We start from the raw sequence: 25,673 nt of genomic DNA, 5'->3' as shown, positions 1-25,673 counted from the left end.
GGAGGTTTCGAATGCTCCTCGCTGCTTTTGATTTAGGTGACGAACGGCCGGGCAACGATCGCCATTCCAATTGCATAAATTGCATAGAATGCGTAATTCAGTAGGGAGACGTGGGCCATGAAGCAATTCACCTTCTCAGATATGAACCGCGCTTCGAGGGAAATCCTGGGGGCGGCGTTGGTCGAACCTGTCACCCTGACGAAGCGCGGTAAGGACAAGCTCGTCATCCTTACCGCTGAGCAATACCGAAAGCTCATCGGTCGTTCCCACACCGTTGCATACGGCCTTATGGATGCTCCCGAAGAAATCCACGAGGAACTTATGACTGGTCTTGAGGCAACTATCGAGGGCGACAATGCTTAACCCTGGGCAGATCGTCCACTCTTTCTACCTGTGGAAAGGCCAGGCTCCCTCGGGTGAAGAGTCCGGCCGCAAGGCGAGGCCCGTTTGCGTCGTCGTTCGCACCGCGGCGGCGCCGGGAGCGGTATTTCTGTTTCCCGCCACATCGCAATTGCCCGACGCGGACCGGCTTTCTCTTGCCAGCCAAATGGAATGCCGTCGCGCCTGGGCAACGAGGGCTGTTTGACGTCGTTCTCGAAGAATTTGCCAGGGATGACGAATCGCAGAAAGAGGCACAGGCAACGTGCGATCAGACTCCCTCGCGCTGGGTGCGCAGATTGGAAACGACGCGCCGGTTCTGCACCTTGCACGAGCGCTCCGTGCAGTCGCGGACGTCGCGGTCCTTGCCGTAACCCTTGGCCCACATTCGCCTGGCGTCCACGCCCTTCGAGGCGAGATAGGCCATTGCCGCATCGGCGCGCTGCTGCGACAGCGCCTCCATTTTAGACGCGGAACCGGAATCGTCGGCAAATCCCTGCAGCTTGAGCAGCCAACTCGGGTTCTTGTTGAGCCAAGTGGCTTGGTTATCCAACGTTGCCATGGCGACGGAATCGAGCGTGGCAGAGTCCTGCGTGAAGTAGATCCGTCGGCCGACATTGAGGATAAAATCCTCTTCGCTGCCAGCCGTGATGTTCTCGAAACCGGGCGCTGGATCGTTGGTCTGACCGGTCATTGGCGCCGCAGCAGGTTCTTCCACGGAGGCGATATCGGTGGTGGTGCAGGCGGCGAGCGCAAGGAGCATGGCCGCGGCCACAAGGCGTCCCGCGTATCCGGTCGTAGGAGACATCAGGTGGTATTCCTCATTCGACCGGGGTTGTTACACTGACCTGAGCGGCATTTTCAGCCTGGTCGGCAATATGCGGCAAAACCTGCACAGCGGTGCCGACGGGGCAACGCTGGTAAAGATCGATGGCGTCTTCGTTGAACATGCGGATACAACCGCTGGAGGCATCCTTACCGATGCTCCCCGGCTCCAGCGTGCCATGGAAGCGATAGCCGGTGTCGACGCCGTCGCGAAGCAGGTACATGGCGCGGGGGCCGAGTGGATTCTTCGGCGAGCCTCCCGCCACGAATTCGGGCAGCTCGGGATGGCGCTTGCGCATCTCCGGCGGTGGCGTCCAGCGCGGCCAAAGCGATTTGCGGTCGATCGTGGCGCGGCCAAACCATTTGAAGCCCTCGCGGCCGACGCCGACGCCATAGCGGATGGCTGTCTTGTTCTCCATGATCACGTAGAGAAAATGGTGCCTTGTATCGACAACAACGGTGCCGACCGGCTCACTGCTGAAATATTTGACAACCTGGCGGTGCCATTGCTTGTCGATCTTGGCGAAGTTGGTCTTTCGGAACGTCACCCCATTGTCGACGGCGGTGCCGGCAAAATAGGAAGAGGGCAGGGCGAGTGCCGGTTTCTGGACCGCGCCGGTGCCAAGTAACGCCAAACTACCAAGCAAAATATCCCTGCGCGTCTGCACCATCGGCAATATCCCCCTGAAAGCCAACCAGCGAAGTGCCAGTAAATCAGATTTTTCATTTGCCACAACAGAAAACTCCTCTCCTTCCAAAAGACCGAGATCGAGTTGCGGCTGTCCTGGATCTGCATCGCCCTGATCGTTACTCAGGATAACATTACGCCCGACAAGTGCATGGATTGCTTGAACATGCCGAAGCGTTCAAAACGGCGCGGCAAACAATCGCGGGTTTTGAAGCGATGCTGTGGCTGAGGAAAGGCTTCGGTCGTTCCGGCGACTGGACGGTCAACGACCAGAACGATCTACTTGCGCGCCTCTTCGGACTGCAAAATGTTAACAAAGCATGAAAAGACAACCCTTTCAGGGGATAACTTCGGCCGCCTCAATCTTTGCGACAAGCCCTCCTCATGACCACGGGGCGCGTCAAGAAAGTTGACTTCGTAGATGTATTCACCATATAAATACTACGACAACCAAAAGGAGGCCGACATGGCCCGTGAACATGCAGCTTCGAGCCTGGTGCTCAACATTCATGCCGATCCAGATTCCGTCCAGGCAGCTTTCCTCCGTCGGGCGATGTCGGCATTGGAGCGCATTTCCGCGAATGTGTCGACGAAGATCCTGACGGACGCGCTCGCCGCTCCGACCGACGCCGGCTCCCTCGCCCAGCTTCTCAGCCGCTCCGATATCATTGGATCGGCAGTGACCGATCTCGATCCGCTGGTCCCGGCGCTGGCCCGGAATGTCGAACATCGCCAGCGCCTGCTCAAGCTCGCCGGCGGCGTATTGTCCGCAGACGAGGCCGGACGGACGCTGGGTATCACCAGACAGGCGGTCGACAAGAGACGGCGGTCGAATACCATGCTGGCTGTGCGCGAAGGAAGTGACTGGCGCTACCCTGCTCGCCAGTTCGATGAGGGTGAGGTGGTTGCCGGGATCGCCGATGTCGTGCGTGGCTTTGCATCGGCAGGTCCCTGGGCGACACTGGACTTTTTGCTGGCGCCTGACACGGCGCTTGGCGGACGCTCGCCCCTAGAGATGCTGCGCAGCGGCGAGCCGGACGCGGTCCTGCGGCTTGTCCGTGCCAATGGATCGGATGGCTTTGCCTGATGCCGGCGGGACGCATCCGACAGCGTGGTCCTTCCGGCGCTGCCCTGCCACCTCCTGCCTGGCTCAACACCAAGTCCCTGCCGATCGACATATTGCCCGCAGGACAGCGTCTTCATCGCATCCACCGTTCGACGTTCTCCCCGATCTTCTTCGGACCGGGAAAAGGCATCGCTCCAACCAACCGCTTCGACAGCGTGAGCGGTCGCTTCGGAATTCTCTATGTCGGAATGACCCGAAGCGGCGCATTGGCAGAGACGATCCTGCGCAATCCGCAGCGCCTGATGGTGGCTGCAACGGAGATCACCGGTCGGGCTGCAACTGAACTCAGCTCCCAAAGGGAACTTCGCATCGTGCGCATGCACGGGACGGGATTACAGGCGCTCGGCACGGACAATGCGATTTCGACGGGTCCGTATGAGCCATGCGGGCTATGGGCCGATGCACTTTGGGATCATCCGGACAGTCCGGATGGCATCGCCTACCAATCGAGGCACGATCCCGGCGAGATCTGCATTGCCCTGTTCGAGCGTGCGGACCTCGCGATTACGATCAGCGGAACAAAGCTCCTGACGGCCATGCTCAAGGACGTCGCAGCTCTGCTCGACGGCTATGGTAAGTCGATATCGCCCGGCGCATGACAAGACCGCCAAAAGCCGCGTTTGAAAAGAGGACTGAGCTTATACCCTGTCCGAAATAAATGAGCTGCTTTGTGAGAAGGTGCGGTGCATACTTGCGCTATTGGCGCATCTGTGACGGTGCCGCGGCTTGTCCAACGAGAGGGGCCGCGGTTCGAGTCCCGTCAAGGCGGGCACCATCAATTTTCGGGCGCAACGGTTGCCGCAGATTCGATGACGGCAGAGGTTTTCGTTTTGTCTGAACAGTTTCGGGCGTATTGCTACGTGGATTTCCGCCTCGATTATGCTGCGGCCTTCATTGGCGTCAGCGCATTGAAGTAAGCCTGATCCGGCGTTTGCCGGGCGGGGCGCGGCGCCGTCCGGCACTGTGGCTGTCTATCGGAGGCCTAACGGGGCAGTGGCCCAGCATCTACCCCGGACAGCGTCTGGACAAGATCGTTATATGCGTGGCGTCGGCGAAGATCGGCACCGCCGAAAGCTGGGCCGCGTGCATTGAGGCTGTGCGGGAGAGTGGTCTTGCGACACTAGCCGCCGCGACCGCCGAACGCTGGTTCACTCCGAGATTCAACACAGTCGGACCCGGCACTGTCGGCAAGGTGCTCGACAGTTTTGTCGCTACGTCGATCGATGGGTATATCGGCTGCTGCGTAGCTCCGGCCGGGGCCGACCTATGTGACGATATCAAACGGATCGCCACCCCCTGCGCGCCCTTTCCGGCGATGACGACCCGGTGTGCCCGCCATCCGATCTCGAAATCATTGCTGCTTGCGTGCAACACGGTCGGCATCTGTCGTTACCTGGCCGGCATATCGCTAACATTGAATCTTCACAGGCGTTCAACGCTACACTTCTGGGAATTTCTCCGCAGCTAGCAAGCCGAGCGTGCCACATTCATTCCGCATCAGGCTCACGGATTGAGTCGGATCGCCGGGAGGCCCGCCTTCGCGGCGTCCTCATGCGCGTCGCCGATCATCCGATCAATAGCGTCGATGTGACCTGCCGTGGAATATGGCCTAGGCTGTCAAATAGACTTGGCCGGACGTGGCAGACGAGTTGGTTCAGTTGCACTTAGTGCGGGCAACCAGCCGTCCGGTTGCAGGCTTGCCACATTTCGAAGGCCGCTACAGCTATTTGTCAGCATCATCCCGGTTCCGGAAAGCGCGCCAGGCTGAGATCATAGCGAGCAACAAGAACAACCCTGCGAAACCAGCCCACAGAGAACCGCCTTGCGTTAGATTATCACCATCGGGAGTGAGGCAACTGGATAATGCTTGGGATATGCAATCTCGAAACTTCCAGTACCTTTCAAAGAATAACCATCCAAAAAAAATCGACATAAACGTTAAAACTATGACTGAAACGTATTTCATTTTGTTCCTGCTATCACCTTGTCTCGCCGACTAGGGAAAGGTCACCCGTTTGAATTCACTAATGTTGATGGGTGCGACCAATTTGACCTGTCACTGCGAATCTCCTCCAGAATGAATTAGCGTTCCGGCCTATTAAAGGACGGACGAATGAAGAAGCAGATATTTACGGAAGAGCAGACTATCGCGATGCCGAAGGAACAGGAAGCTGGCGTGAAGGTGGCCGACCTTTGCCGGAAGCACGGAATTTCAGAAGCGACGTTTTATAATTGGAAAGCCAAGTACGGCGGCATGGAAGTCTCTGAGGTGAAGCGGCTGAAGGCGCTTGATGCCGCTCCGCGAGCTTCGGCGGGACAGAGAACCGTCCGGCGGCCAAGTGGCGCGGTGTGAGCAGCCGGCGGAAAAGCGAAGCTTTCATCTTGCGTAGCGTTGGGGCCGGTTGCGGCGATGCACCCGGCATAGTCTGCCGGGGTCTGGTATCCGAGCGAGTGTGGACGGAAATTGCTGTGCAGTATCTGCGTGAGGTCTTTACCCCATCGCTGCGTCCCATCAACAGGATCGATGCTATTGCCGTGGAATGTCCAAATCCGCGCTCAAATGACCTGGCCGGACGGTTGCGAATGAGCGGGCGACCGATCGTGCCTGCAATCAGCATCCGGCCTTCCTCAGGCAACCTAAAACGAGGCGAGGATGAACACCTAAAGCACGCATCGTAGCTGCCGCCGGTCAAACACTCCAATCGACTTTCTCCCAACACGCCATCTGCCTGCCGGAAACAATGCGCTTTGGAAGCATGGAGGAAATCAGCACAAAATGTTCCACATAACGAAGATTTTGGCGATCACTTTCCCATTTTCGCGTCTTAGTTGCCCATAGGCAGATTTCTGCTTGTCAAAACAAGCAGTAAGGTCAAAAAAAACGCTTTCATTTTTCTCGATATTGCCAAGGAAGAAGACATCTCTTCGAATGACGGGACCTGAGGAGGGAAGCCAATTCTCCAAGGCGCGATCGGCTACTGCTTGAAACTCGGCAAAGTAAAATAGTCCTGCGCCATTGAACTCCTGCGAGGTGCTGGGATCAAACTTAAAGGTTCGGAGCGCTTTGTTGGCAAGGACAGGAAACCCGAAATGCGTCCCGAACCGCCCATTCCGGATATCTGCAGCATTCTGCGCCAGAGGGCTGAACTCGAACCGCTGCGCCTGCGCCTCACGCAACGCCACTCGTGCTATCGAGTGATTGTTGCCTTTGATTCTCCTGTGAACGAAGGTTGAGATTAATTCGACCTTGCCGACGCTTCTGCCGTGAACAGATAACTCGTGTCGGGTCGACGTCTGGGTCTTCGAGACTGCGGACAGTCTCGAGTGGATGGTGAGAATGTTGTTCGCCTGCACGACGTTGAAGCGCGCATCCGCCAGTGACGTTGCACAGATCGCGGCATAGGCCTCCTCTCCATCGGCCGTTCTGAAATCTGCATTGTCGATCCCGAGGTGACGCGCAAGCATCAGCCAGTGACGATGGCCGAGCTCCTTCATCAGCCACGTTTCCGACAGCCCGTTGCTATTCAAATGGGGCATGCCGAGGAGTATATGCGGATCAAGGGCACGTTCCATCAAGTCGCGTGCCGAAGGCCCTGCGGGCGGAAAATCGAGAAGGGCTACGCTCATGATCAGGCGTTTATCGATTGCTTGAGAGACGATGTCTGGGCCGAAAGTCGACCGGCGAGATGCTCGACCACATGTTCGGAATCCTTGCCGACGCCGAGGAACCGGCCCGAGCCCCAGGTCCAAAGCCAGGGAAGCCCTAGAACATAGACACCGTCGACGGCGGTGACGCCGCGGCGATGCACCGGATAGGTGCTGCCGTCGAAGATCGGCAGGCCGACGAAGGACCAGTCGGGGCTGAAGCCGGTGGCCCAAATAACGGACGTGACGCCCGCTGCCTTCAAATCGAGATCGGTTATCTCGGTTTCGGGCTCCCATACAGGTTCATAGACGGAACCGTCGGGTGCTTTGATGTTCTTCTCTGCGATATGCCGGTCGATCAGGGCATTGATGCCGTTGTAGACACGGTCGGCGCCGTCGAGATTGGCCTTCAAGTTCGACTCGAACAGCATCTTGCCGCCGGTGACACCGGACATCCGGCCATACAGCGCCATGCCCTCCAGTGCGAATTTGCGCAGGTCGATATCGCGGCCGCCGTCGCGTCCTGTCAGGTAATGGTTGGTGTCGTGCTTCTTCTTGATCATGCCGTCATGCTCGACGGTGATGTCATATTGGCCGATATCGGCGAGCCAATCGACAACATCGCGACCGCGATAAAAACGGGCGCAGCGCGGCGCATTGCCGGTGACCAGGTGCACCTCTCGGCCGGCCAGATGCAGATCCTCGGCAATTTGGCAGCCGGACTGACCAGAGCCGACGACGATGACGCCGCCCTCCGGCAGGTGATTGGGATTGCGATAGGCGGCGGTGTGAAGCTGGACGATCTCGTCCGGCAGGCGTTCGGCGGCACGCGGAATGGCCGGATCGGCATAGAGGCTAGTGGCGATCACCACGGCATCGGCGGTGACCCTGCCAGCCGAGGTCTCGACACGGAAATGGTCCGCCTGCTTTTCGAGCGACATCACGCTGGTTTGCTCGAAGACTGGCGCATCGACTTTCTTCACGAAGCGATCGACATAGGCGAGAATCTCGTCCTTGACCATGAAGCCATGCGGGTCAGTGCCGTCATAGGGATGGTCGGGAAGCTGGCACTGCCAATTGGGCGTTACCAGGCAGAAGGCATCCCAGCGCTCGTTCTTCCATTTATGTGCAACGGTCTTCTTTTCAAAGACCACGTGATCAATGCTGTGCTTCTTCAGATAGTGGGAGGCCGAGAGTCCGGCCTGACCACCGCCGATGACGACCGCGCTGTAGTGGCTCTTGAGGGATGGTCGTGTGGTCATGGTGGGTCCTTTCAAAGGATGAAGCTTTCGCAGCGGACTTCGGCCTCTGCGTCGGTGAGATAGGCAGTGGCGGCCTGTTCGATGCGCGACAGTTGGCTGAGCGCCAGCGAACAGGGGTAGCCATATTTTGCCTTGACCCTGTTGCTGGCGATGATGAGTGCCGTGCGGCTGCGATCGAGAAAGTCGGACAGCGGATAGTTTTGGCCCTCGGCGAAATAGTCCTTGATCACCAGTGAGGGCGAGTAGCAGGTCTCCTTGCGGCCATCGGGCCAGGTAATGACGAAGCGCATTTCAGGCATGGGCGGCCTCCATCATTGTCGCATATGTTGACAGATGCTGCGCGGCGGTCTGTGGCCAGCTAAACCGGGCGGCAACCTCGAGCCCCCGCGGGATCAGCCGGTCGCGCAGTTCCGGGATCAGGCCAAGAGCCATGGCCTCGGCAATAGAGGCCGGATGGTGCGGGTCGCACCAGATCGCCTCATCAGTCCCGAGATATTCGGTGAAGGGCGCGACGGACGGGATGATCACGGGGATACCGCTTGCCATCGCCTCCAGCACCACCAAGCCAAAGCCTTCCTTCAAGGACGGAAAGACCAGCGCATCGGCTAGTCGGTAGAGGTTGGGCATGTCCGCATCCGGCACGGGGCCGATGATGTGGACGGCCTGGGCGTGATCGTGCTGTGCTGCAAGGGCGGAGCGGAATTCCTCATGATAGTCGCGGTGATCCAGCAGTGAGGCACCGCCGGCGACGATCAGCTGGGCGTCCGGCCGCACTGCGCGCAATTGGCGGAAGGCTTCCAGGATGCCGAGCGTGTTCTTGCGCGCTTCGATGCCGCCGATCGAAAGAAAGACCGGTCCGGCGTGCAGTTTCAGCCGGTCGCGAAGGGCGGTCTGCTCGCCGTTCCAGGTGGGTGCGTAACGCTCCATGTCGACGCCGTTGCCAACGACCGTCGAGGGGATGCCGCGTCTGTCTTGCAGGATCTTCTGCCAATGAGCGCTGACGGTGAAGAGCACATCTGCCTTGTCGATAGATCGATCCTGCAGCGCCATCAGTCGCGGATCGGCGAACTGGTCGATATGGTGGACGGTGCGGGCAAAGCGGGTGACCAGGCCTTCCGCCTTGAGGGTCGCCAGCGCGTTGCCGGAAATCCCGTCATGGGCGTGGAAGAGATCGAAGCCGCCGGTTCCAGTTCTGCGGAAATAGTCGATGTAGTCTGCGATCCGCTGTTCGACCATGGCCGTCATCTCTGTGGGCGCTGGCCCCGCGGCAATGCACGCCGTGCCGCAAGACGGTGTGCGGCAAAAGCCCGTTCCCTTGGCGTCCGGCGCATGCAGGACCACATCATGGCCCAAGGCCGCCAGCGCTTCGGAGAGCTGCATGGCATGCACCACGCCGCCACGCGGATTGGTGGAATGGGTCAGCATGGCAATGCGCAGGGTTCGGTCCGACGGGTGGCTCATGCGGCAACCTCCCGTCGGCCGAGCTGCAGCAGTGGTGTTTCGGCATGATTGCGTACAACTGCGCGGCTCTTGCCATCGACCAGCGCGACTTCGGCGCCAGCCACGACGGTGCCGATAACCGCAGCGCTGATGCCGCGCGCGTTGAAGCGCGTGACGACATCGGCGACATGTTCCGGTGCGACGGCGAGCAGGTAGCCGAAGCTCGGAAAGGTGGCGAGCCAGCGATCGAGGCTAACACCGGCGGGCAGGGGGATGGCGGAGACATCGATATCGATGCCGACACGCGAACATTCGGCCAGCATGATGGCCGTGCCGACGATACCGCCCTGGCTGATGTCCTTGGCGGAAAGCGCCAGCCCAGCCTCGGCTATCTCGGGCAGTAACTCGAGGTCGCCGCGCAGGCGGACCGGCGGGGCATCGGTGGCCGCTTCCCAGTTGTTGAAGGGTTCACGATAGCGGCCGCGATGGTCGATGGCCGCCACGAGCACATCGCCCGGCCGTGCATCGAAACTCGTGAGCAGCTTATGGGCACGGCCGAGAATGGCGACGGATAATTGGCCGCGATCGGTGCGGATATTGGTGTGGCCGCCGACGATCGGCACGCCGAAGGTGGCCGATGCCGCCCGCATGCCTTCCAGAACGGGGACCGCGCCCTCCTCGCCATCAGCCCAGACGGCATCGACCACGGCGATCGGCCGGCCGCCCATGGCGACGATGTCGGAAATATTGACCATGATGCCGCACCAGCCGGCAAACCACGGATCGGCGGCGACGAACTCGTTCATGAACCCTTCGATGGCAAAGAGCAGATAGCCGTCACCGTCGGGCAGCGCGGCGCAATCATCGCCGACAGCATCCTGCTGCCCGTGCAGGCCGAGCAATGCCGCGATCGTGCCGATATCATGCTTGGCAGCAATGCCGCTGCTTGCCGAGAGTCTTTCCGCTAGTGCCCTGATGTCGATCTCGCCCATGCTCACGCTGCCTTCCTGGGAAGGGCGACGAAGCCGGCTTCGGGTGTGATGCAGGGCGGATAATAGACAAGATCGGCCTTCATCCTGAGATGCGGTTTGCCATAGACCTCGAATTCCTCAATCACATCCCAATGCAGGCGACGGAACAGCAGGCCGTTCTGCAGCTGCACATTGGCAAGGAACGTGTGGCATCCCATGGCATTGGCGGACGACACGGCGAGCTTGATCAGGGTCGCCCCCAAGGCGCCGATTTTGCGAAAATCCTGATGCACCGCCAGCCGCGAGCCCCACCAGAGGCCGGGTTCGGCCTGGTGAATGCGCACCGTGCCGACCAGCTGGTCCGCGGCAATGCCCAGCATGGAGAGGGCAACGATCGGGATAGCGTGATCGTCGATCGCGTCGCGGTCGTCGCCTTCAAAAATCTGCTGTTCCTCGCAGAACACGGCGCGGCGCAGCGCATGCGCTTCGCTGCGCTCCCAGCCGGAGGTCGCGAACTTCACCTGGAATTCGCTGGAGCGATACGGGGAAAAGGGTTCGAGCATCATTTGGACAGCATCCTTTCATAGGTGGAAAGGGCCGAGCAGGCGCCGCATTTGCCGCAGCCGGCCTTGATGTCGACGGCCTTCAGACCGCTGTCGACCAGCATCCGGGACAGCGGGCCGAGGATCGAATGCATGACGTCGGGCTTGGGGGTAGGGTGGCTTTCGAGCGGCGTGCCTGAGATCGGCACGAAAGGCACGACGAAGGGATAAACGCCGATCGCGACAAGCTTTTCGCAGATATCCAGAATGGCCTCGCGGCTGTCGCCGAGGCCGGCCAGGATATAGGTCGAGACCTGGCCGCGTCCGAAGACCTCCACGGCAGCCTTGAACGAAGCCATGTATTTGGTGATCGACACCTGCGCCTTGCCCGGCATGATGCGAGCACGGACCTCCGGGGTGACGGCTTCTAGATGCATGCCCAGCGCATCGACGCCGGCCTCCTTCATGCGGGTGAACCAGATGTCGTCTTCCGGCGGCTCGCATTGCGCCTGGATGGGAATGTTGACGGCCGCCTTGATGGCGCGGGCGCTGTCGGCCAGGATGGCAGCACCGCGGTCGTCGCCCTTCGGCGTGCCGGTGGTCATCACCATATGCTTGACGTCATCCAGTTCGACGGCCGCCCTGGCAACTTCCGCCAACTGTTCGGGCGTCTTGTGGGCGATGGTGCGGCCGGCCGCCAGCGACTGGCCGATGGCGCAAAACTGACAAGTCTTGGTGCGGCTCTGATAGCGGATGCAGGTCTGCAGCACGGTCGTGGCCAGCACGTCCTTGCCGTGCAGCACGGCGATCTGCGAATAGGGGATGCCGTCGGCGGTCGAGCGCTCGTAGAAGCGCGGCCGCAGCGGAAAGGAAACCTCGCCCAGCACCGTGCCATCCCGGCTGATGCGGCTGCGGCCCATATCATCCGGTTTCTCCACCAGATAGGGGCTCTCAAATGCGGGTGCGGTGTGCACCGGCACCATCACCGTCATGCCGTCGATAGTCAGCGCCTTGTGGTCGGACGGTCCGGCGCCGCCGCGGCGGCTTTCGTGGCCTACCTTGGGATCAACGAGCCGGGCTCCGTAGGACTGCAATTCGTTGATCAGAATTTCTGTCGGAAGACGTGTCGTATTCTCCATCGGAAAGGGTCCTTGCTTCGGCTGAGGTGAAGGATGGTTGGGAGGTGGCGACCATCGGCGTCGTGGCGCGGCCATCCATGACGAGATGCAGCAGTTCGGGGCGGGCATAATGGCCGACCGAATCCATCATCCGCTTGCGCTTGACGATGAGGCTCATGTCGAGATCGGCCACCAGGATGCCTTCACCTTCGGTCAACGGCGGCACGACATGCTTGCCTTCGGGCGAGATGATTGCCGTCATGCAGCCGCCGCGCAGGGTTTTTTGCAAGCCCTGATCGGGGGTGATCGAGGCAATCTGCTCGTCGGTCAGCCATCCCGTCGAATTGACGACGAAGCAACCGCTTTCCAGCGCGTGGTGGCGGATGGTGACTTCCATCTGGTCGGCAAAAATGGGTCCGACCATGGAGCCTGGAAACTGGGCGATGTGGATGTCCTCGTGCTGCGCCATCAGGGCGTAGCGGGCCAGGGGGTTGTAATGCTCCCAGCAAGCCAGCGCTCCGAGACGTCCGACGGCGCTATCGACCACCTTCAGGCCGGAGGCGTCGCCCTGGCCCCAGATCATGCGCTCATGGAAGGTCGGGGTGATCTTGCGGCGCTTGAGGATAAGCGTGCCATCGGCATCGAACAGCAGCTGGGCATTGTAGAGCGATCCATGGTCGCGCTCGTTAACGCCAAGCACCACGACGATACCGTGCTCTCGTGCGGCTGCCGAGACCGCATCGGTGGCAGCACTCGGAACGGTCACTGCTTCCTCGTAGAGCCGGACATGCTCCTTGCCTGAGAGAACAGGCGGCAGCACGAAGGAAAAATAGGGATACCAGGGGACCAAGGTTTCCGGAAAGACGATCAGCTCGGCGCCTTTGGCAGCCGCGTCGCGGATCGTTTCCAGTACGCGGGCGAGCGTTTTCTCACGCGAAGTCAGATCCGGCGCGATCTGTGCGGCGGCAACCCGGACACTGTTTTTTTTCTCCATGGCGAATCCTCGGTCGGTGAATTGAGAGGGCGGAGCAGGGTGCTCCGCCTCAGTGAGTCAAAGGGTCCAGGTATCGAGGATGAAAGCGCCGTCGCGGCGGTGAATGAGGATTAGGTCGAGAACGTCGAGCGGACTGATCGGCGTGATGCCGGAGATCAGTGCACCTTCGCCATGCCCATAAAGCGCCTGAAGGGCAAAACGGCAGGCGTAGACTTTGCCGCCCTCTTCCATGAATTTGACGATCTGGTTGTTGAAATTCAGATGGCCGGGAAAGGCCTCCGCGCCGAGCGTCGGAAAACCGCGCTGGACGCCGAGCGTCACGCCCGGGCCATAGAGAAGGATCGAGGTCTCGAAACCCTTCCGCTTCAGGCGCGTCGCCTGCAGGAGGTTGACGAATCCGATCGATCCTTCGAAGGCCACGGTATGGAAAGTGACGAGGGCTTTTTCACCTTCGCCGGCCTGTACGTCCTCAAAAACCTTTTCCTCGTAATCGACAAGAAAGTCGCCTTTTTGATTGGCTGGCTTGGTCACTGCGGGCATGGATGGCTCCTTGGTTGAAATCCGATCCCCATCCGGGGAGCATCCATCCAATTGCAAGCTGTGTGCCAGATTGATTTTGCACAAATGGCAGTCAAATAATGCAAAAATACATTCAATTATGCGATCAATTATGAGGATAAAATTTTACTGGCTGATTTTCTGGGCGATCAGACGCAAAAATAGAATGCACGAAAGCTCAAAATGAATGCATTCAATTGACCATCAATCATTCATGGAAAGGCAAAGTATGTGTATAACGTTGAGCCTCTGTCGCCATTCGCACCAGAATTTGTGTCATTTTTCGTGACAAAGGGCGATTGCAACAATATACAGTCAATGTCGATGAAGAAGGACATGGCGACATTACGATGAAAGACTGGCGACCCGACCTCAGCCGCAGCAACAGCCCCCGCTACATGGCCATTGCCGACCTGATCGAGATGGATTTGCGCAGCGGTCATCTGGCCATCGGCGATCGCCTGCCGCCGCAGCGCGAGTTGGCGAAACGTCTGGATATCGATTTCACGACTGTTGCACGGGGTTATGCCGAGGCGCAGAAGCGCGGACTGGTGGTTTCGCACGTCGGCCGCGGGACGTTCGTCACCGGCGGGGCCGACAAGGAGCGCCGGGGCTTTGCGTCCGACACCGCCCCCGATCCGCGCCGTACGTCGGCGATCGACCTTTCGATGAATATGCCGCCGGAGCCGACCGATCCGGAATTGATCACGCGGATGCGCGAGGGCATCTCGTCGGTGGCTTCCAGCCTTGTCCCGCTTCTGCGCTATCAGGGATTTGGCGGCTCGGGCATGGACAAGGAGGCCGCTGCCGCCTGGCTCAGCCGTCGCGGCCTTGTCCCTTCGCAGGAGCGGATATTCGTGACGCCCGGCGCTCACCCGGCGCTGCTGGCGATTTGCGGCCTGCTGGCAAAGCCCGGTGAAACCATCCTGTCGGAAAGCATCACTTATCCCGGCATCCGCTCGATTGCGGCGCAGCTGCGTCTCATTCTTTCGGGTTTGCCGATGGACGTTGACGGCATTCTGCCGGGCGCTTTTGCCGAAGCCTGCGAGAGATTGAAACCCAAGGGGCTTTATCTCAACCCGACCCTGCAGAACCCGCTGACCCTGACTATTCCGGAGCGGCGGCGTGAAGAAATCTGCGCGGTGGCGCGCAAATATCACGTCCCGATCATCGAGGATGACGCCTATGGCTTCATTCCGCTGCATGCGCCGCCGCCGCTTGCGGCAATGGCTCCGGACCTCACCTGGCATATCGGCGGCTTGGCGAAATGCATCGGCGCCGGCCTCCGGCTGGCCTATGTCGTTGCACCGGATACCAAGGCGGTTTGGCCCTTCGTCAGTGCTATGCGTGCCAACAATGTCATGGCGTCGCCGCTCAACATGGCGCTTGCCACGCGGTGGATCGAGGATGGCACAGCCGATACCATCCTTCGATTCATCCGCAAGGAGGCAACGGCACGCCAGGAAACGGTCGCAGCCATCCTTCCGGCCGGCAGTTATCGCGGCGATCCCATCAGCTTCAACATCTGGCTGCCGCTGACGAACGGCTGGACGCGGTCGACCTTCGGCAGCCACATGCGCGCCTCGGGCATTGGCGTCGTTGCCAGCGATGCATTCACGGTCGAAGGCCAGGCGCCAGAAGCGGTGCGCGTCTGCCTTGGAGGCCCGATCGACCGCGAAAAGCTCCGGGGTGCTCTGGAATTCATGGGGCACGCACTCGAAGGCCCGCCCGAACTCGCGGCGTCCTTCTTCTAGTTTCGAGTTCGCATCAGCGAATTTTGCTCTCGTTCACGGGCGCTGGGCTCTGCGGCACTATGTCGTATCGCATCAATCAGGTAAATGTATCTATATTGAATGCAGTCAATAATGATATTGATCGTAGATATGGGAGCATTCATCATGCAAACGGAGTGGCCGCCAATCCCCCCAACGACAACGGGGCCGAGAGGCCGATGCCCACGTTGCGGCCAGGGGCATATTTTCAACGGTTTCCTGAAAATCCGGCCCGAATGTGAAGTCTGTGGCCTCGACTACGGTTTCGCCGATCCGGCAGATGGTCCCGCATTTTTTGTCATATGCTTCGCTTGTGTGCCCAGTGTCCTGCTCGGCGTGTGGCTCGAGGTCCAGTACAGCGCGCCCCTGTGGGTCCATCTGCTGGTCACCGGTCCATTTATGCTGGCCACCTGTATCCCGCCCTTGCGGCCTCTCAAGGGATGGCTGATTGCCAGCCAATATTTCTACAAGGCGGAAGAAGGGAAGCTTGCCCGCACCTCTCCCGCGCCGAAAAAGGTTTAAGTTCCGTTCACGCCGTCCACGGGTCGTGTAGCTCTTTCTCGGAGAACAGGAGGTGACATGAAAGAGGCCGTGCCCGCGGTAGCGATCGCGGTTTCGTCATTGCTATTTCCTCTTCAGGCGTGAATTGAATGGCAGGGATGAACGGGGAGAGCCGCTCCGCGCTATGGCGCCGATGTGGATGGCGCAGATAGGGGACCGCGTGCATTTGCCTCCCGCGCCACGCGCTCGACATCCTGCCGCAAAGCCTCTTCGGGCAGTGTCAAATCGAGCGGGTCCCCATAAGGCTGGCCAAGGGCGATGCCGGTTGCCCAGTAGACCTCGACGAGGTTCCCCTCAAGGTCTTCGAAATAGAACGCAAGCGATACGCCGTGATTGAAGGCCATCTTGATCGGCAGCCCCATGTCGATGATGCGATGGTAGGCAGCACGCAGGTCGGCCAATGTAGCGACCTTGAATGCGACGTGGCGCAAGGCAGGATCGGTGAAGATCGCGATCTGATGAGAATCTTCGGCTGGATCGCTGGTCAGGAAGGCGCTGGCGCCGAACGGGTTTTCTTCGCCACTGCCGCCGACCACCTGAAGACCCAGCGTATCCTGATAGAATCGTGCAAGCGCAGCCGGATTTTCGGCGACCATGCCGACGTGACGGAGACCGACGATCTGTGGCCCGCTCGGCCCGCTTGTTTTCTTCGCCGGTACGATGGCGGGATCGGATCGATCGATGACGATCACCCCGGTTTTGACGTGCTTCCCAGTCATGGTGACAACCTCCGTGTTTTTTCAATTCCGTCGATCGGATACGAACGACGGCGGCGGCGAGAATTCGGGAGGGAGGTTGCATTCTGATTTCAGGTGGGCAGGAATCTGCTTTCAGTTGAAATACAATACCCGACCCGCGTGTCTCATATGCACCACCACCCATTTGCCCAACCGCCAACCGAAACGACGAGCGCTTGGACCTTGACCGCCTCAAGTATTGGGAGCTCTGCGTTTGTCGCGACTTCGGGATGGCGGAGGTGGCGTCGCATCCAACCTTGAAGGATGCGCTCGTTCACCACCGCGACGAAACCAAGATCGATCCAAAGAGAACGTCTCGTCTCGCTCCTGCGAAAAGCATGGAGCCAATCCGGCGGGATACAGATCAGGCTATGCAGGTCGGTCCGAAGCAGGCGGCGCGGTGACGCAGTTAAATTTTCAGTTGAAATCGGAAGTATGTCGTTTAAGCTGACGGCGGCACCTTAGAATTGCACAGATCCGGCTTTCGTCGGAACTGAAGCATTCTGCTGATCATGTGGGATGTACGGTGCCTAATGTCCTCATATTGTTTTTCGTGGCTTTGCTTGCGCTTTTCGGCCTGTTTAGCGCCGTTGCGGAGGAACCCGCTTCCGCTTCGGTCAACAAGCCGGCCAAATCCCAGCAGCCGGTTTCGCAGATCCGGCTGGGCTATCTTCGCGCCTATGCACCCCGGCTGGCGCTTTCCGTCTTGGATGTGCCGCCGCGCGACGAAGGCGTTGCGGGCGCGAACGTGGCGATCGGCGACAACAACACGACCGGTGCCTTTCTTGGGCAAACGTTCTCGCTCGACGTGGCCGAGGTCAGGCCCGATGCTGACATAGTTCCGGTTTTTAACGAGCTGATATCGAAGGGTGTTCTCTATGTTCTCGCGGACCTGTCAGCCGGCCAGCTTCTGTCGATCGCCGATCTGGCTCGCGAAAGGGGCGTTTTGATCTTCAATGTCGGCGCCACCGACGACAGTCTGCGTGAGGAGGAGTGCCGGGTGAACGTGTTTCACACTGCGCCTACCCGCACCATGCTCGCCGACGGGCTGGCGCAGTATCTGATTTGGAAACAGTGGCGCCGATGGGTGCTGGTTTACGGCTCCCATGCGCCGGACAAGCTTTTTGCCGACGCGCTCCGGCGCGCCGCCATGCGCTTCGGCGGCGACATCGTCGCGGAAAAGGAGTTTACCGACACCGGCACGGCGCGGCGGACGGATACCGGCGTGGTCCAGATTCAGCGGCAAATGCCGGTCTTCACGCAGGATTTTCCCGACTACGACGTCTTGCTCGTGGCCGACGAAAGCGAGGTCTTCGGCACCTACGTACCATTCCGCACATGGATCCCGCGCCCCGTTGCCGGAACGGCCGGCCTCGTGCCATCGGCCTGGCATCCGGCCAGCGAGCAATGGGGCGGCACCCAGATCCAGAACCGCTTCGCCAAGACGAATGGCAGGCGCATGCTGTCGAAGGACATGGCCGCGTGGACTGCGGCAAGAATTGTCGGCGAGGCTGCGACGCGCACGCAAGGTACTGACCCCGGGAAGATTTCCGCCTTCATCCGCGCCGATGATTTTTCGATTGCGGCTTTCAAGGGACAGAAGCTGACCTTCCGGAAATGGAACTGGCAATTGCGCCAGCCGATCTTCCTCGGAGACGGGCGTTCCGTGGTGTCGACCTCACCGCAGGAGGGGTTTCTGCACCAGGTTTCCGAACTCGACACGCTCGGTGTCGATCAGCCGGAAACCCGATGTACGCTGAAATAGCTTCGAACAAGGAGAGAGCCAGATGCACCGAAGACTGACTTTTCTGACCTTGGGATTTGTCGTGGCGGCCGGCCTGCAGGCACCCGCTTGTGCCTACACGGTGTATGTCTCCAACGAGAAGGACAACACGGTGAGCGTGGTGGACTCGGAGACGAAGGAAGTGCTGCGCACGATTGATGTCGGCCAGCGGCCGCGCGGCATCACCATTTCACGCGATGGCAAGTTCATCTACCTCTGCGCAAGCGACGACGACACGATCGAGATCATCGATACGACGACTTACGAGATCGTCGGATCGCTGCCGTCCGGGCCTGATCCGGAGTTGTTCGTCCTCTCGCCTGACGGAAAGACGCTCTATGTCGCCAACGAGGACGACAATCTCGTCACGGTCATCGATCTTGAAAGCAAAGAGGTGCGGGCCGAAGTGCCGGTCGGCGTTGAACCCGAGGGCATGGGCATCAGCCCGGACGGAAAGTCCATGGTCAATACCTCCGAAACGACCAACATGGCGCACTTCATCGATACGGAAACCAACGAGATCACCCACAATGTTCTTGTCGATTCCAGGCCACGGTTCGCCGAGTTCAAGCCGGACAATTCGGAGGTCTGGGTCAGCGCCGAAATCGGCGGTACCGTCTCCGTCATCGACAACACCAGCCGGGAAGTGAAGCACAAAATCACCTTCGAGATACCCGGCCTGCGATCGGAAGCGATTCAGCCGGTGGGCGTGCGCATCACCGCCGATGGCAAGAAGGCCTATGTCGCGCTCGGCCCTGCCAATCGTGTCGCAGTGGTCGATGCGCATACCTACGAGGTCGAAAAATATGTGCTGGTCGGGCAGCGGGTCTGGCAACTTGCCTTTACCCCCGACCAGAAGGCGATCATCAGCACAAATGGGGTGTCCAACGACATCACCTTCATCGATGTCGCGACCGATGAGCCGGTTCAATCCGTGACTGTCGGGGCGCTGCCCTGGGGTGTGGTCGTGTCCCCGAACTGACTGTTGCGCAGGCATTTCTGATGATCAAAGGGAGGAAAATATGCAGCAATATAAGGCCATCGCGCTGACGGTGCTCGTTGGGACAGCCTTGTTGGTGCTTCCAGGCTTTGCACAAGATGCAGATGACAACGATGATGACGATACGGTAGCCGTTCCGCCCGCCGCTCAGAAGGTGACCCGTGCCAGCAAGGATGTGCCTGAACTGATCCTCGGATCGGCCGCCGACAGTTTCACCGTCAATCAGAAGGATTTCGCACTGATGGCCGGGCAGGGATACCGCTGGAAAATCACGTCGGCAGCGGGGCTCGAATACAAGTTTGCCACGGACTTTTTCCGCAATGTCTGGATGAACCAGATCGTCATCAACGATCTGGAGGTTCACATGAACGGCGCGCCTGCGTGGCTGGAATTCGATAAGGAAGGCACGATGCAGGTGCAATTCACGACCATCCGGCCGGGCACGTACACGTGGTCCGTTCCCGATCTGGCCGACAAGGGCATGAAAGGAACGATCACCATCAAATAGGGCAGGGAGGCTTAGGGTTTCAAGGTAGGAGGATACGGCGCCATGCAGCATGTGAAGGCGAAGGATGGGGTGAGCCTGCCCACCGCGCTTGACGTTTCGAAGGTCAGCCATTTCTATGGACAGCAGCAGGCTCTGTCCGGCGTTTCCTTCTCAATCGCGGCAGGCCATTTTACCGTGTTGCTTGGCCTTAACGGGGCGGGCAAGACCACGCTGCTTTCGTTGATCAGCCATCTCTACAACACCCGCCACGGCTCGATCCGCATCTTCGGCCACGATATCAGCCGGGAACCTGGCGAAGCGCTGCGCCGCCTCGGCATCGTGTTCCAGGCGCGGACGCTCGATCTCGACCTCAGCGTCTACCAGAACCTTTCCTACCACGCCTCGCTGCATGGAATCGGCCACGAACAGGCTATGGAGCGGATTAAAACACTGCTTGCCCAGGTGAACATGAGCGACAGGCTCTACGACAAGGCGCGTAGCCTTTCCGGCGGGCAGATGCGGCGCATCGAGATTGTACGCGCACTCTTGCACCGGCCGCCATTGCTGCTGCTCGACGAGGCAACCGTTGGGCTCGACATACAGTCGCGCGCAGAGATCCTTGCGACCATCCGGGCGCTTGTGGCTGCCGATGGCATCAGCGTGTTCTGGGCCACCCACTTGATCGACGAGGTTGAAGAGGGCGACCATGTCGTCATCCTCCACAAGGGGAGGGTGCTGGCGGACGGTACCGTGGATGACGTCGTCCGTTCGGCTGGTACAGACGGCATTCGCCAGGCATTTGTCGCCTTAACCGGGCTCGCTCCGGCGGAAGGAGCACCATGATGGCATTCCAAGGTGATACACGCGCAATTCCTGCTGATCATGCCTCAACTCGCGGCTTCAGCTTGCGTCAGCATCTCATTTGTCTGAAGGGAATTCTATATCGCGAAGGCCTTCGTTTCCTCAACCAGCGTGAGCGCTTCATCTCCTCGCTGGTTCGCCCGCTGCTTTGGCTTTTCGTGTTCGCCGCAGGATTTCGCCAGGTGCTCGGTGTTTCGATCATCCCACCCTACAAGACCTACGTGCTCTACGAGGTCTACATCACACCTGGCCTGTGCGGCATGATCCTGTTGTTCAGCGGCATGCAGTCGTCGCTCTCCATGGTATATGACCGGGAGATGGGCAACATGCGTACCCTGCTCGTCAGCCCATTTCCACGCTGGTTCCTGCTGCTCTCCAAGCTGCTTGCGGGTGTTGCGGTATCGATCATGCAGGTCTATGCCTTCCTGGCCATTGCATGGTTCTGGGGTGTCAAACCGCCCCCCGTCGGCTACCTGCTGGTTCTGCCCGCGCTGTTCCTGTCAGGCATGATGCTCTGCTCGCTCGGCATGCTCCTGTCGTCGATGATCAAGCAGCTCGAGAATTTTGCGGGCATCATGAACTTCGTGATCTTTCCGATGTATTTTGCCTCGCCCGCGCTCTATCCGCTCTGGCGTATCCAGGAATCGAGCCCGCTCCTCCACAAGATCTGCCTCGCAAATCCGTTCACCTATGCGGTCGAACTGGTTCGCTTCGCCATTTATGGACAGATCGATTGGGGATCGCTTGCCGTCGTCATCGGATGCACGGCGCTGTTTCTCGGGGGCGCAATTCTTGCCTATGATCCATCGAATGGCTTGCTCAGCCGCAGGCAGGACACGGGAGGAAATACCTGATGGGGTGGCGATCTCCGACGTACATTTTCCCCGCCGTCGCACTTGGCGCAATCGTCTCGTGGCCCGTCTTGTCCGCGCAGGGTAACGATCCGGACTGGCCCGTGTATCCAGCGCAAGGTGCCAGTGCTTTCGCTCGGTCAGATCTGGAATGGTCCCGAACTGCCGCAGACGGCCGCCGATTGGTCCAAAGATGCGGCCATCGCTGCGCTGGTGCAGGAGCTTTCGGCACGCCGCGTTCCGTTGCCGGAAGCGCAGCAAAAGATCAGCGCTTTTGAGGAAAGCCTGTCGGAGGGCGAGAGGAAGAACCGCATGGCCATGCTTGTGCGGGGGCTGTTCGATCATATGAACCGGGAGCGATCTGACGTCATCTCCGGCATTGCGCGGTATGCCCACCGGCAGAGAGACATGGCAACACTCTTGCGTCAGGAGGCCTCCGCGGTCGATGCCCTGCGGGCAAATCCCGATGCTGATCCGAACGAGGTCGCGCTGCGCAATGACCGGCTCATGTTCCAGATACGTGTTTTTCAGGAGCGTGCGCAGTCGCTGACCTTCGTCTGCGAGGTCCCGACGCTGATCGAACAGCGTTTGTATGCGCTTACCAAGACGATTGCGGAAGCGCTCGAGGCGAAATGACCGCCGGTGGCCGGGTCCCTGTTTCTAGAACTGCTTCGGGCAGGCTATGACATTGGGGGCACGTCAACTTGGCCGCGGCACTCTCCAGAGGTGGCGCGGTTCCTCGCGGAATGATTGACGCGTCTTTGTGACCCGCGTATCCTCACTGCCGGCTTCCCATCGGGCACCTTGTGAAAGCCACCAAGCGGGCGGCATGCCAAGTACGCAAGTCCGCAGTTCTTCGCATGCGCATTCCGTGCAGTGAAAGGTGCTTCATTGAGCCTCGTCGATCTCGTCCTGACCGTCTGCTTGTTGGCCAACCCGACCAGTTGCCGCACCGAGCATCTATATTTTGAAAGCCGCGGCTCGCTTGGCCAATGCATGATCCTGGCGCCGGCGGAGATCGCAAAGTGGTCCGGGAGCCATCCGTCGCTGAAGGTCATCCGTTGGACATGCGTCTTTCCTGGCAAGAGGCGGGACATATGACGTTGCTGCAAACATTTTGCCGGGAGGTGGCATCATGAACATATCGAGGCGCGCGATTTGCGGAGCAGCCTTGCTGGCTGCGGTAAACTCCCTGAGCTTCCATGCCTTGGCCAAGCCGTCCCCGCCGAAGATACGGGTGGGTGTCTTAAGGTTCGGGACGGTGAACTGGGAACTCGACACCATCAAGCACAACAGGTTTGATGCCGCCAACGGGGTCGACGTGGAGATTGTCTATTTCGCAGGCGAAGACGCCACCAACGTCGCCATGTTGGCAGGCGATCTCGACATTATCGTTTCCGATTGGCTGTGGGTGTCGCGCCAGCGTTCGCAGGGCGCGGATCTCACTCTCGCACCTTACTCGACTGCGGTTGGCGCCATCATGGTCAAGCAGGATGCGCCCATTCGTGCCATCCCTGATCTCGTCGGAAAAAAAATCGGCGTGACCGGCGGTTCGCTCGACAAGAGTTGGCTTCTGATCCAGGGCCTTGCCCGGCGTGATCACAAGATCGACCTGACCAGGGAAAGCAACATCGTTTTCGGCGCACCGCCCCTCCTGTCGGAAAAGGCCATGTCCGGCGAACTCGATGCAGTGCTGAACTTCTGGCATTTCTGCGCCCGGCTGGAGGCGAAGGGTTTTCGTCGCCTCATCGGTGCCGACGATGCCGCCAGGGCGCTCGGGGCATCGGGGCCCGTTTCGGCGCTCGGTTATGTTTTCCATGAAAAATGGGCGAACGAAACCCCGGACGTGGCCTTGAACTTTCTCCGGTCAAGCGGGGAGGCCAAGAAGCTTCTGGCCAAGTCGGATGCTGAATGGCGGCGGCTGGCACCGATCGTGCGAGCCGAAGGCCGGGAACTCGAGGTGCTGCGCGATCGCTACCGCGAGGGCATTCCGAACAGGCCGCTCGCTGAGGAGGAGAAAGATGCCGCCAAGCTTTACGAAGTCCTGGCCAAACTGGGTGGGGAGAAGCTTGTCGGTGAGGCGCGGCAGATGGCTCCGGGAACATTCTGGGCCTTGAAGACATGACAGCAGGACCTGGGCTGGAAAATGGGGTGGCTGCAGGCCGGCGGGGGCACGCCATCTCTCGTGGTCTTCTGCCGGCAGCAACTGCCTTGGCATCCCTGCTTGGACTATGTCTGCTCTGGAACCTCGCGGCCGGGGTCTGGCCAAGCCGGGTGTTTCCACCGCCGATCGAGGTCTGGCGGGTGGTGGTCAAGGAGGCGGCAAGCGGCGATCTCGCCTATCATCTCGCCGTGACTCTCTTCCGGGTTGCCGCCGCCTATGTTGTTGCGATGCTGGCCGGGTCGGTCATCGGCGTTCTGCTCGGGATGCACCGGCGGGCGGATTCTTTCTTCAATCCGTGGCTTGTCGTTTTTCTCAACCTCCCGGCACTGGTCGTCATCGTTCTCGCCTACATCTGGTTTGGCTTGACGGAAGCCGCGGCGATTGGTGCGGTGGCGATCAACAAGATACCCAACGTCGTGGTCACCATGCGCGAGGGCGCACGTGCGCTCGATCCCCGTTACGCCGAAATGGCAAAAGTCTATCGCCTCAGTCCGTTCGACAGGATCCGCCATATTCTGATGCCGCAGCTGCAGCCCTATTTCGCGGCCGCTTCGCGATCTGGTATTGCGCTGATCTGGAAGATCGTGCTCGTTGTCGAGTTGCTCGGCCGCTCAAACGGGGTGGGCTTCCAGATCTATCTTCACTTCCAGATATTCGATGTCGCCGCCATCCTTGCCTATTCGCTTGCCTTTGTTGCCATTATGCTGTTGATCGAACTCCTTCTGGTGCAGCCATTTGAACGACATGCAACACGCTGGCGCCGCCGCCCCGCTTAAGGTCGAGATCGCCGAGAAGACGTTCCGCTCGGCTGAGGACGTGACCATTGCGGCCCTCCGCGGACTTTCCTTCGAGGTGCGGCAGGGAGAATTTGCCTGTTTGTTTGGGCCGTCGGGCTGCGGCAAGACCACGACCTTGCGCATCCTGCTGGGGCTGGACCGGGAGTTTTCCGGCAACTATCAGTTGCCAGAAGGCGGTTCCAATCGCATCGCCGCGGTATTCCAGGAGCCGGTGCTTCTCCCCTGGCGAACGGTGGAGCAGAATGTCCGCCTTGCGCTGTCTCGAGATGCACGGGACATGGACCTGGACGGGCTGTTCGACATTCTGGGTCTGTCGGCCATGCGGTCGCTCTATCCTTCGGAGCTTTCGCTCGGCCTTGCCCGCCGCGCTGCCCTCGCGCGTGCCTTTGCCACAGAACCCGCAATCCTCTTGCTGGACGAGCCTTTCGCCTCGCTCGATGAACGGACGGCCGACAGATTGCGGCGCCTTTTGATGACGGTTTGGTCGGCGAGACCCACCACCGCCCTGATGGTGACACACAATCTGCGGGAGGCACTTTTGTTGGCAGATCGTGTCATCGTGCTGTCACCACGGCCGGCCCATGTGCTCGGCATCTTCGAAGTGGACATCGCGCGCCAGACCCGCGACGCGACGGCGCTGGACGACCTGGTTTCGGATTTCCGGACGAGGTTTCCAGACGTCGGCTGACGCGCGTCCGCAACAAAAGAAGGTTTCCTTCTGCCGCAAGAGCGGTCGCCGGTAGGCCCCAGCGGGCCCGTCAGAAGCAGCGGACGTCTGCCTCCGCCTGGGCGCGCCTCAGCTCTGTGGCTGCAGACTTCGCCGGCGCACTCTGCCGGAACAGCACGCCTCTCTCGCCGGTCTGGAGTCCGAGGCTCCTGAAGGTTTCAGCCGCCTCGTAGCGTTCATACGGGACGATCGAGGCGATGACATCGATCGAGCACGAACAATTTTCGAGCGCAGTGCGTGTTTCTCCATTGGCCTTCATGCAGGCATAGACGTAGTCCACGATTGCAATCGTAGGATAGGTGGCAGCCCATGAAGCTGTGATCGCACCCGTGAGCGCAGTGAGAAAGACGATTGCTCGTAGGGCCTCGGTAAGCACTGCAGCCTCC

Annotated in this window: 27 protein-coding genes and 3 pseudogenes; 16 read left to right on the top strand and 14 right to left on the bottom strand. The window is 59.9% G+C overall.

Annotation, left to right across the window (positions count from 1 at the left end; all coding sequences use genetic code 11):
* Window positions 1-117: 117 nt before the first annotated feature.
* The gene (locus ACZ9BX_RS34625; RefSeq protein ID WP_476222874.1) at window positions 118-363 is read left to right on the top strand and encodes a prevent-host-death protein; all 246 of its coding nucleotides are present in this window, start codon (window positions 118-120) and stop codon (window positions 361-363) included.
* A 286-nt stretch (window positions 364-649) separates the two neighbouring features.
* On the opposite strand, the gene ACZ9BX_RS34620 is transcribed toward ACZ9BX_RS34625, so the two are convergent.
* Both ACZ9BX_RS34620 and ACZ9BX_RS34615 read right to left on the bottom strand, forming a co-directional pair.
* Window positions 650-1,186: an OmpA family protein gene (locus ACZ9BX_RS34620; protein WP_476222873.1), complete on the bottom strand. Its 537-nt coding sequence runs from the start codon at window positions 1,184-1,186 to the stop codon at window positions 650-652.
* Between the two features lie 13 nt (window positions 1,187-1,199).
* Window positions 1,200-1,874 carry a L,D-transpeptidase gene (locus tag ACZ9BX_RS34615; protein ID WP_476222872.1) on the bottom strand — a complete coding sequence of 225 codons (675 nt, stop codon included), beginning with the start codon at window positions 1,872-1,874 and terminating at the stop codon, window positions 1,200-1,202.
* Between the two features lie 191 nt (window positions 1,875-2,065).
* On the opposite strand from ACZ9BX_RS34615, the pseudogene ACZ9BX_RS34610 reads away from it, so the two are divergent.
* The 4 genes and pseudogenes from ACZ9BX_RS34610 to ACZ9BX_RS34595 form a co-directional block, all read left to right on the top strand.
* Window positions 2,066-2,215, top strand: a pseudogene (locus ACZ9BX_RS34610) (IS6 family transposase); the annotation flags it as partial.
* A 142-nt stretch (window positions 2,216-2,357) separates the two neighbouring features.
* On the top strand, window positions 2,358-2,978 hold the full coding sequence (locus ACZ9BX_RS34605; RefSeq protein ID WP_476222871.1) for a DNA-binding protein: 621 nt from the start codon (window positions 2,358-2,360) through the stop codon (window positions 2,976-2,978).
* A complete protein-coding gene (locus ACZ9BX_RS34600) occupies window positions 2,978-3,616 on the top strand; it encodes an RES family NAD+ phosphorylase (RefSeq protein WP_476222870.1) in 639 nt (212 codons plus the stop codon). Before ACZ9BX_RS34605 ends, ACZ9BX_RS34600 begins: the two co-directional genes overlap by 1 nt.
* A gap of 1,514 nt (window positions 3,617-5,130) precedes the next feature.
* Window positions 5,131-5,310 (top strand): annotated as a pseudogene (locus ACZ9BX_RS34595) (transposase); the annotation flags it as partial.
* Window positions 5,311-5,351: 41 nt separating this feature from the next.
* Here the strand turns inward: ACZ9BX_RS34595 and ACZ9BX_RS34590 are convergent.
* From ACZ9BX_RS34590 to ACZ9BX_RS34545, 10 genes and pseudogenes are all read right to left on the bottom strand, one after another.
* A pseudogene (locus ACZ9BX_RS34590) lies at window positions 5,352-5,489 on the bottom strand (IS3 family transposase); the annotation flags it as partial.
* Window positions 5,490-5,783: 294 nt separating this feature from the next.
* Window positions 5,784-6,644 carry a Pnap_2097 family protein gene (locus tag ACZ9BX_RS34585; RefSeq protein ID WP_476222869.1) on the bottom strand — a complete coding sequence of 287 codons (861 nt, stop codon included), beginning with the start codon at window positions 6,642-6,644 and terminating at the stop codon, window positions 5,784-5,786.
* Between the two features lie 2 nt (window positions 6,645-6,646).
* A complete protein-coding gene (locus ACZ9BX_RS34580; RefSeq protein WP_476222868.1) occupies window positions 6,647-7,924 on the bottom strand; it encodes an MSMEG_0569 family flavin-dependent oxidoreductase in 1,278 nt (425 codons plus the stop codon).
* 11 nt (window positions 7,925-7,935) lie between these two features.
* Window positions 7,936-8,223 (bottom strand): MSMEG_0570 family nitrogen starvation response protein, encoded by a 288-nt coding sequence (locus tag ACZ9BX_RS34575; RefSeq protein ID WP_476222867.1) that lies wholly within the window; start codon window positions 8,221-8,223, stop codon window positions 7,936-7,938.
* Window positions 8,216-9,385: an MSMEG_0565 family glycosyltransferase gene (locus ACZ9BX_RS34570; RefSeq protein WP_476222866.1), complete on the bottom strand. Its 1,170-nt coding sequence runs from the start codon at window positions 9,383-9,385 to the stop codon at window positions 8,216-8,218. Before ACZ9BX_RS34570 ends, ACZ9BX_RS34575 begins: the two co-directional genes overlap by 8 nt.
* The gene (locus ACZ9BX_RS34565) at window positions 9,382-10,356 is read right to left on the bottom strand and encodes a sll0787 family AIR synthase-like protein (protein WP_476223128.1); all 975 of its coding nucleotides are present in this window, start codon (window positions 10,354-10,356) and stop codon (window positions 9,382-9,384) included. The genes ACZ9BX_RS34570 and ACZ9BX_RS34565 overlap by 4 nt, the downstream gene beginning before the upstream one ends.
* 2 nt (window positions 10,357-10,358) lie before the next feature.
* Complete coding sequence (locus ACZ9BX_RS34560) at window positions 10,359-10,901, bottom strand: MSMEG_0567/Sll0786 family nitrogen starvation N-acetyltransferase (protein ID WP_476222865.1); 543 nt, start codon at window positions 10,899-10,901, stop codon at window positions 10,359-10,361.
* On the bottom strand, window positions 10,898-12,016 hold the full coding sequence (locus tag ACZ9BX_RS34555) for an MSMEG_0568 family radical SAM protein (RefSeq protein WP_132567223.1): 1,119 nt from the start codon (window positions 12,014-12,016) through the stop codon (window positions 10,898-10,900). The genes ACZ9BX_RS34560 and ACZ9BX_RS34555 overlap by 4 nt, the downstream gene beginning before the upstream one ends.
* A complete protein-coding gene (locus tag ACZ9BX_RS34550; protein WP_476222864.1) occupies window positions 11,943-12,989 on the bottom strand; it encodes a Nit6803 family nitrilase in 1,047 nt (348 codons plus the stop codon). The genes ACZ9BX_RS34555 and ACZ9BX_RS34550 overlap by 74 nt, the downstream gene beginning before the upstream one ends.
* A gap of 57 nt (window positions 12,990-13,046) precedes the next feature.
* Entirely contained in the window at window positions 13,047-13,529 is a 483-nt protein-coding gene (locus tag ACZ9BX_RS34545; RefSeq protein ID WP_132567219.1) for an MSMEG_0572/Sll0783 family nitrogen starvation response protein, read from the bottom strand.
* Window positions 13,530-13,897: 368 nt separating this feature from the next.
* Here ACZ9BX_RS34545 and ACZ9BX_RS34540 point away from each other — a divergent pair, with 368 nt between their 5' ends.
* Window positions 13,898-15,301: an aminotransferase-like domain-containing protein gene (locus ACZ9BX_RS34540; protein ID WP_476223127.1), complete on the top strand. Its 1,404-nt coding sequence runs from the start codon at window positions 13,898-13,900 to the stop codon at window positions 15,299-15,301.
* Window positions 15,302-15,445: 144 nt separating this feature from the next.
* Window positions 15,446-15,841 (top strand): DUF983 domain-containing protein, encoded by a 396-nt coding sequence (locus ACZ9BX_RS34535; protein ID WP_476223126.1) that lies wholly within the window; start codon window positions 15,446-15,448, stop codon window positions 15,839-15,841.
* 161 nt (window positions 15,842-16,002) lie between these two features.
* On the opposite strand, the gene ACZ9BX_RS34530 is transcribed toward ACZ9BX_RS34535, so the two are convergent.
* Window positions 16,003-16,599 carry a VOC family protein gene (locus ACZ9BX_RS34530; RefSeq protein ID WP_476222863.1) on the bottom strand — a complete coding sequence of 199 codons (597 nt, stop codon included), beginning with the start codon at window positions 16,597-16,599 and terminating at the stop codon, window positions 16,003-16,005.
* 595 nt (window positions 16,600-17,194) lie between these two features.
* On the opposite strand from ACZ9BX_RS34530, the gene ACZ9BX_RS34525 reads away from it, so the two are divergent.
* From ACZ9BX_RS34525 to ACZ9BX_RS34485, 9 genes are all read left to right on the top strand, one after another.
* The gene (locus ACZ9BX_RS34525; protein ID WP_476223125.1) at window positions 17,195-18,382 is read left to right on the top strand and encodes an ABC transporter substrate-binding protein; all 1,188 of its coding nucleotides are present in this window, start codon (window positions 17,195-17,197) and stop codon (window positions 18,380-18,382) included.
* 22 nt (window positions 18,383-18,404) lie between these two features.
* Window positions 18,405-19,382: a YVTN family beta-propeller repeat protein gene (locus ACZ9BX_RS34520; protein WP_476222862.1), complete on the top strand. Its 978-nt coding sequence runs from the start codon at window positions 18,405-18,407 to the stop codon at window positions 19,380-19,382.
* Window positions 19,383-19,422: 40 nt separating this feature from the next.
* Window positions 19,423-19,908, top strand: coding sequence for a cupredoxin domain-containing protein (locus tag ACZ9BX_RS34515; RefSeq protein WP_476222861.1), 486 nt, complete (start codon window positions 19,423-19,425; stop codon window positions 19,906-19,908).
* A 42-nt stretch (window positions 19,909-19,950) separates the two neighbouring features.
* Window positions 19,951-20,730 (top strand): ATP-binding cassette domain-containing protein, encoded by a 780-nt coding sequence (locus tag ACZ9BX_RS34510; protein ID WP_476222860.1) that lies wholly within the window; start codon window positions 19,951-19,953, stop codon window positions 20,728-20,730.
* Window positions 20,727-21,602: an ABC transporter permease gene (locus tag ACZ9BX_RS34505; protein ID WP_476222859.1), complete on the top strand. Its 876-nt coding sequence runs from the start codon at window positions 20,727-20,729 to the stop codon at window positions 21,600-21,602. The genes ACZ9BX_RS34510 and ACZ9BX_RS34505 overlap by 4 nt, the downstream gene beginning before the upstream one ends.
* A gap of 123 nt (window positions 21,603-21,725) precedes the next feature.
* Window positions 21,726-22,235: a hypothetical protein gene (locus ACZ9BX_RS34500; RefSeq protein WP_476222858.1), complete on the top strand. Its 510-nt coding sequence runs from the start codon at window positions 21,726-21,728 to the stop codon at window positions 22,233-22,235.
* Window positions 22,236-22,734: 499 nt separating this feature from the next.
* Window positions 22,735-23,724: an ABC transporter substrate-binding protein gene (locus ACZ9BX_RS34495; protein ID WP_476222857.1), complete on the top strand. Its 990-nt coding sequence runs from the start codon at window positions 22,735-22,737 to the stop codon at window positions 23,722-23,724.
* A gap of 86 nt (window positions 23,725-23,810) precedes the next feature.
* On the top strand, window positions 23,811-24,539 hold the full coding sequence (locus ACZ9BX_RS34490; protein ID WP_476222856.1) for an ABC transporter permease: 729 nt from the start codon (window positions 23,811-23,813) through the stop codon (window positions 24,537-24,539).
* The gene (locus ACZ9BX_RS34485; RefSeq protein ID WP_476223124.1) at window positions 24,508-25,248 is read left to right on the top strand and encodes an ABC transporter ATP-binding protein; all 741 of its coding nucleotides are present in this window, start codon (window positions 24,508-24,510) and stop codon (window positions 25,246-25,248) included. Before ACZ9BX_RS34490 ends, ACZ9BX_RS34485 begins: the two co-directional genes overlap by 32 nt.
* Before the next feature lie 70 nt (window positions 25,249-25,318).
* Here the strand turns inward: ACZ9BX_RS34485 and ACZ9BX_RS34480 are convergent, their stop codons facing one another.
* On the bottom strand, window positions 25,319-25,663 hold the full coding sequence (locus tag ACZ9BX_RS34480) for a hypothetical protein (RefSeq protein WP_476222855.1): 345 nt from the start codon (window positions 25,661-25,663) through the stop codon (window positions 25,319-25,321).
* Window positions 25,664-25,673: the final 10 nt, after the last annotated feature.

The sequence above is a fragment of the Rhizobium sp. USDA 3886 genome, from assembly GCF_056279785.1.
This window is presented reverse-complemented; position numbering and strand designations above follow the sequence as displayed.

What these genes read in the sequence shown, in the direction of transcription:
- ACZ9BX_RS34530 (WP_476222863.1), bottom strand. Translation starts at nt 16,599, where the DNA reads ATGACTGGGAAGCACGTCAAAACCGGGGTGATCGTCATCGATCGATCC.
- ACZ9BX_RS34515 (WP_476222861.1), top strand. Translation starts at nt 19,423, where the DNA reads ATGCAGCAATATAAGGCCATCGCGCTGACGGTGCTCGTTGGGACAGCC.
- ACZ9BX_RS34585 (WP_476222869.1), bottom strand. Translation starts at nt 6,644, where the DNA reads ATGAGCGTAGCCCTTCTCGATTTTCCGCCCGCAGGGCCTTCGGCACGC.
- ACZ9BX_RS34570 (WP_476222866.1), bottom strand. Translation starts at nt 9,385, where the DNA reads ATGAGCCACCCGTCGGACCGAACCCTGCGCATTGCCATGCTGACCCAT.
- ACZ9BX_RS34620 (WP_476222873.1), bottom strand. Translation starts at nt 1,186, where the DNA reads ATGTCTCCTACGACCGGATACGCGGGACGCCTTGTGGCCGCGGCCATG.
- ACZ9BX_RS34615 (WP_476222872.1), bottom strand. Translation starts at nt 1,874, where the DNA reads ATGGTGCAGACGCGCAGGGATATTTTGCTTGGTAGTTTGGCGTTACTT.
- ACZ9BX_RS34575 (WP_476222867.1), bottom strand. Translation starts at nt 8,223, where the DNA reads ATGCCTGAAATGCGCTTCGTCATTACCTGGCCCGATGGCCGCAAGGAG.
- ACZ9BX_RS34600 (WP_476222870.1), top strand. Translation starts at nt 2,978, where the DNA reads ATGCCGGCGGGACGCATCCGACAGCGTGGTCCTTCCGGCGCTGCCCTG.
- ACZ9BX_RS34535 (WP_476223126.1), top strand. Translation starts at nt 15,446, where the DNA reads ATGCAAACGGAGTGGCCGCCAATCCCCCCAACGACAACGGGGCCGAGA.
- ACZ9BX_RS34495 (WP_476222857.1), top strand. Translation starts at nt 22,735, where the DNA reads ATGAACATATCGAGGCGCGCGATTTGCGGAGCAGCCTTGCTGGCTGCG.
- ACZ9BX_RS34560 (WP_476222865.1), bottom strand. Translation starts at nt 10,901, where the DNA reads ATGATGCTCGAACCCTTTTCCCCGTATCGCTCCAGCGAATTCCAGGTG.
- ACZ9BX_RS34555 (WP_132567223.1), bottom strand. Translation starts at nt 12,016, where the DNA reads ATGGAGAATACGACACGTCTTCCGACAGAAATTCTGATCAACGAATTG.
- ACZ9BX_RS34605 (WP_476222871.1), top strand. Translation starts at nt 2,358, where the DNA reads ATGGCCCGTGAACATGCAGCTTCGAGCCTGGTGCTCAACATTCATGCC.
- ACZ9BX_RS34550 (WP_476222864.1), bottom strand. Translation starts at nt 12,989, where the DNA reads ATGGAGAAAAAAAACAGTGTCCGGGTTGCCGCCGCACAGATCGCGCCG.
- ACZ9BX_RS34580 (WP_476222868.1), bottom strand. Translation starts at nt 7,924, where the DNA reads ATGACCACACGACCATCCCTCAAGAGCCACTACAGCGCGGTCGTCATC.
- ACZ9BX_RS34540 (WP_476223127.1), top strand. Translation starts at nt 13,898, where the DNA reads ATGAAAGACTGGCGACCCGACCTCAGCCGCAGCAACAGCCCCCGCTAC.
- ACZ9BX_RS34520 (WP_476222862.1), top strand. Translation starts at nt 18,405, where the DNA reads ATGCACCGAAGACTGACTTTTCTGACCTTGGGATTTGTCGTGGCGGCC.
- ACZ9BX_RS34485 (WP_476223124.1), top strand. Translation starts at nt 24,508, where the DNA reads ATGCAACACGCTGGCGCCGCCGCCCCGCTTAAGGTCGAGATCGCCGAG.
- ACZ9BX_RS34545 (WP_132567219.1), bottom strand. Translation starts at nt 13,529, where the DNA reads ATGCCCGCAGTGACCAAGCCAGCCAATCAAAAAGGCGACTTTCTTGTC.
- ACZ9BX_RS34565 (WP_476223128.1), bottom strand. Translation starts at nt 10,356, where the DNA reads ATGGGCGAGATCGACATCAGGGCACTAGCGGAAAGACTCTCGGCAAGC.
- ACZ9BX_RS34625 (WP_476222874.1), top strand. Translation starts at nt 118, where the DNA reads ATGAAGCAATTCACCTTCTCAGATATGAACCGCGCTTCGAGGGAAATC.
- ACZ9BX_RS34505 (WP_476222859.1), top strand. Translation starts at nt 20,727, where the DNA reads ATGATGGCATTCCAAGGTGATACACGCGCAATTCCTGCTGATCATGCC.
- ACZ9BX_RS34510 (WP_476222860.1), top strand. Translation starts at nt 19,951, where the DNA reads ATGCAGCATGTGAAGGCGAAGGATGGGGTGAGCCTGCCCACCGCGCTT.